Genomic DNA, 4,661 nt, shown 5'->3' on the forward strand with positions numbered 1-4,661 from the left:
GCGCCGGCGTTGCCGGCATCCAGGCGCAGTTGGACCTGGCCAAGCTGAACCTGAGCTTCACCCGTGTCACCGCGCCGATCAGCGGCCGTGCCAGCCGTGCCGAGATCACCGCCGGCAACCTGGTCACCGCCGACGTCACCGCGCTGACCAGCCTGGTCTCCACCGACAAGGTCTACGCCTACTTCGATGCCGATGAGCGCGTATACCTCAAGTACACCGAGCTCGCCCGCCAGGGTCGCCGTGGTGCGACCACCCCGGTGTACCTGGGCCTGTCGAATGAAACCGGCAACCCGCACCTGGGCCAGATGAACTTCGTCGACAACCAGGTCAACCCGGCCACCGGCACCATCCGTGGCCGTGCGGTATTCGATAACAGCAAAGGCGAATACACCCCTGGCTTGTACGCCCGCCTGAAACTGGTCGGCAGCGGCACCTACTCCGCCGTACTGATCAACGATGAAGCGGTCGGCACCGACCTGGGCAAGAAGTTCGTGCTGGTGATGGAAGGCGACAAGCCGGCCTACCGCTCGGTGGAACTGGGGCCGAAGATCGAAGGTTTGCGCATCGTGCGCAGCGGCCTGAACAAGGACGACACCATTATCGTCAAGGGCCTGCAGCGCGTGCGCCCGGGCGCGCCGGTCGCCCCGGAAACCATCCCGATGGCCAGCAAGGAAACCCTCGCCGCCTTGGCCCAACAACGACAAGCGCTTGAAGCCAGCAACCTGGAGCAAGTGGCGCCTTCAAAAACCGCGCCCAAGCTCGCAGCTGTCGCGACTCCACGCGGTTAAGGGATACGACTCAAGATGAATTTTTCCAAGTTCTTCATTTCGCGGCCGATCTTCGCAGCAGTGCTCTCGCTGTTGATCCTGATCGCCGGCGCGATCTCGCTGTTCCAACTGCCGATCAGCGAATACCCGGAAGTGGTGCCGCCGACCGTGGTGGTGCGCGCCAACTTCCCTGGCGCCAACCCCAAAGTCATCGGTGAAACCGTGGCGGCGCCGCTGGAACAGGCCATTACCGGCGTCGAGAACATGCTGTACATGTCCTCGCAGTCGACCGCCGACGGCAAACTGACCCTGACCATCACCTTCGCCCTGGGCACCGACCTGGACAACGCGCAGGTGCAGGTGCAAAACCGTGTGACGCGCACGCAGCCAAAACTGCCCGAGGAAGTGACCCGCATCGGTATCACCGTGGACAAGGCCTCCCCCGACCTGACCATGGTGGTGCATTTGACCTCCCCGGATCAGCGCTACGACATGCTCTACCTGTCCAACTACGCCTTGCTCAACATCAAGGATGAGTTGGCGCGCCTGGGCGGTGTGGGTGATGTGCAGCTATTCGGCATGGGCGACTACTCCCTGCGCGTCTGGCTGGACCCGAACAAGACCGCGTCGCGTAACCTGACCGCCACCGATGTGGTGACCGCGATTCGCGAGCAGAACCGTCAAGTGGCCGCCGGTGCGCTGGGTGCGCCGCCTGCACCGAATGCCACCAGCTTCCAGTTGTCGGTGAACACGCAGGGTCGCCTGGTCACTGAAGAAGAGTTCGAGAACATCATCATTCGCTCCGGCGATAACGGTGAAATCACGCGCCTCAAGGACATTGCGCGGGTTGAGCTGGGTTCCAGCCAATACGCCCTGCGTTCGTTGCTCAACAACCAGCCGGCCGTGGCGATCCCGATCTTCCAGCGCCCGGGTTCCAACGCGATCCAGATCTCCAACGAAGTGCGCGACAAGATGGCGGAGCTGAAGAAGAACTTCCCCGAAGGCATGGACTTCAGCATCGTCTACGACCCGACCATCTTCGTGCGCGGCTCCATCGAAGCGGTGGTGCATACCCTGTTCGAAGCGCTGATCCTCGTGGTGCTGGTGGTGATCCTGTTCCTGCAGACCTGGCGCGCCTCGATCATTCCGTTGGTGGCAGTGCCGGTCTCGCTGATCGGTACGTTTGCGGTGATGCACCTGTTCGGCTTCTCGCTCAACGCGCTGTCATTGTTCGGCCTGGTACTCGCCATCGGCATCGTGGTGGATGACGCCATCGTGGTGGTGGAGAACGTCGAGCGCAACATCGAGCTGGGCCTGGCGCCGTTCCAGGCGACTGAAAAGGCCATGAGCGAAGTGACCGGGCCGATCATCGCCACGGCCTTGGTGCTGTGTGCGGTGTTCATTCCGGCGGCCTTCATCAGCGGCTTGACCGGGCAGTTCTATAAGCAGTTCGCCTTGACCATTGCGATTTCGACGGTGATTTCGGCCTTCAACTCGCTGACCTTGTCCCCTGCCCTGGCCGCCGTGTTGCTGCGCAGCCATGACGCGCCGAAGGATCGCTTCTCCAAGGTGCTCGACAAGCTGTTGGGGGGCTGGTTGTTCCGGCCGTTCAACCGCTTCTTCGAGAAAGCCAGCCATGGCTACGTCGGCACCGTGCGCCGGGTGATTCGCGGCAGCGGCATCGCGCTGTTCCTGTACGCCGGCCTGATGGTGCTGACGTGGTTCGGTTTTGCCCACACCCCGACCGGTTTCGTCCCGGCCCAGGACAAGCAATACCTGGTGGCTTTCGCCCAATTGCCGGACGCCGCGAGCCTGGATCGCACCGAAGACGTGATCAAGCGCATGTCCGACATCGCCCTGAAACAGCCGGGCGTGGAAAGCGCCGTGGCCTTCCCGGGCCTGTCGATCAATGGGTTCACCAACAGCCCGAACAGCGGCATCGTGTTCGTGACCCTCAAACCGTTCGACGAGCGTAAAGACCCGAGCATGTCCGCCGGTGCGATTGCCGGTGCGCTGAACGGCAAGTACAGCGACATCCAGGAAGCCTACATGGCGATCTTCCCACCGCCGCCGGTACAGGGCCTGGGTACCATCGGCGGGTTCCGCCTGCAGATCGAAGACCGTGGCAACCTGGGTTACGAAGAACTGTACAAAGAAGTGCAGAACATCATCACCAAGAGCCGCACCACGCCGGAACTGTTCGGCCTGTTCACCAGCTACACGGTCAACGTGCCCCAGGTCGATGCCGCCATCGACCGCGAAAAGGCCAAGACCCATGGCGTGGCGATCAGCGACATTTTCGACACCCTGCAGATCTACCTGGGTTCGTTGTATGCCAACGACTTCAACCGCTTCGGCCGCACCTACCAAGTCAACGTGCAGGCGGAACAGCAGTTCCGCCTGGATGAAGACCAGATCGGCCAGTTGAAAGTGCGCAACAACAAAGGCGAGATGATCCCGCTGGCGACCTTCATCAAGGTCAGCGACACCTCGGGTCCGGACCGCGTGATGCACTACAACGGCTTCATCACCGCAGAAATCAACGGCAACGCCGCGCCGGGCTACAGCTCCGGTCAGGCCCAGATTGCAATTGAAAAACTGTTGAAGGATGAACTGCCCAACGGCATGACCTACGAGTGGACCGACCTGACTTATCAGCAAATCCTCTCGGGCAACACCGCGCTGTTTGTGTTCCCGCTCTGCGTGTTGCTGGCGTTCCTGGTACTGGCCGCCCAATACGAAAGCTGGAGCCTGCCGTTGGCGGTGATCCTGATCGTACCGATGACGCTGCTGTCGGCCATCACCGGGGTGATCATTTCGGGCGGCGACAACAACATCTTCACCCAGATCGGCCTGATTGTACTGGTGGGCCTGGCCTGTAAGAACGCGATTCTGATCGTCGAGTTCGCCAAGGATAAACAGCAGGAAGGCCTCGACCCGCTCGCCGCGGTGCTGGAAGCCTGCCGTCTGCGGCTGCGGCCGATCCTGATGACCTCGTTCGCGTTCATCATGGGTGTGGTGCCTCTGGTGCTGTCCAGCGGTGCCGGTGCCGAGATGCGCCATGCCATGGGCGTGGCGGTGTTCTCCGGGATGATCGGGGTGACCTTCTTCGGTCTGTTGCTGACCCCAGTGTTCTACGTACTGATCCGTCGCTATGTCGAGCGCAGCGAAGCGCGCAAAGCGGCCAAGGCCTTGAAGCTGGAGACACAGCAATGAGTGTGAAAGTCTTTCTGCCGAGCTTGCTGGTCCTGGCGCTGAGCGCCTGTGCCGTAGGCCCGGACTACACAACCCAGACCCCGGAGGCGGCCAATATCACGGCCGCCGCCGATGCCAAACAGTACGACCATGCCAAGTTCGAAGGCATCTGGTGGCAACAGTTCGACGACCCGACCCTCAACCAGTTGGTGACACAGTCGCTGAGCGGTAACCGCGACCTGCGCGTGGCGTTTGCCCGCCTGCGGTCGGCACGCGCGATCCGCGATGACGCCAGCAATGATGCGATGCCAACCATCACCAGCCGCGTCAGCAGTGACGTGGGGAAGGGGCAAATCCCCGGCCAGACCACCCAGCGCGTCAACAGCGAGCGTTATGACCTGGGCCTGGACATGGCCTGGGAGCTGGACCTGTTCGGCCGCATCCAGCGCAACCTGGAAGCCAGCGACGCCGACCAGCAGGCCGCCGAAGCCGACCTGTACCAACTGCAGGTCACGATGATTGCCGAACTGGTGGACGCCTACGGTCAACTGCGCGGCGCACAACTGCGTGAGCGCATCGCCCTGGACAATCTGAAGAACCAGCAGGAATCGCGGACCATCACCGTCAGCCTGCGTGATGCCGGCGTGGGTGACCAACTCGACGTGGAGCGTGCCGACGCCCGCCTCGCGGCGGTGGAAG

3 protein-coding genes are annotated in these 4,661 nt (G+C 62.3%); all 3 read left to right on the forward strand.

All coding sequences use genetic code 11. The features are described from left to right. Nucleotides 1-788: efflux RND transporter periplasmic adaptor subunit (locus tag L9Z73_RS25720; protein ID WP_247407188.1), on the forward strand; the 788-nt coding region annotated here is incomplete at its 5' end. A 15-nt stretch (nucleotides 789-803) separates the two neighbouring features. Further along, on the forward strand, nucleotides 804-3,983 hold the full coding sequence (locus L9Z73_RS25725; protein ID WP_247407190.1) for an efflux RND transporter permease subunit: 3,180 nt from the start codon (nucleotides 804-806) through the stop codon (nucleotides 3,981-3,983). Beyond that, on the forward strand, nucleotides 3,980-4,661 hold a 682-nt coding region (locus tag L9Z73_RS25730; RefSeq protein WP_247407191.1), incomplete at its 3' end, for a TolC family protein. The genes L9Z73_RS25725 and L9Z73_RS25730, both read left to right, overlap by 4 nt.

The sequence above is a fragment of the Pseudomonas emilianonis genome, assembly GCF_023072625.1.
Classification (GTDB): Bacteria; Pseudomonadota; Gammaproteobacteria; order Pseudomonadales; family Pseudomonadaceae; genus Aquipseudomonas; species Aquipseudomonas paraveronii.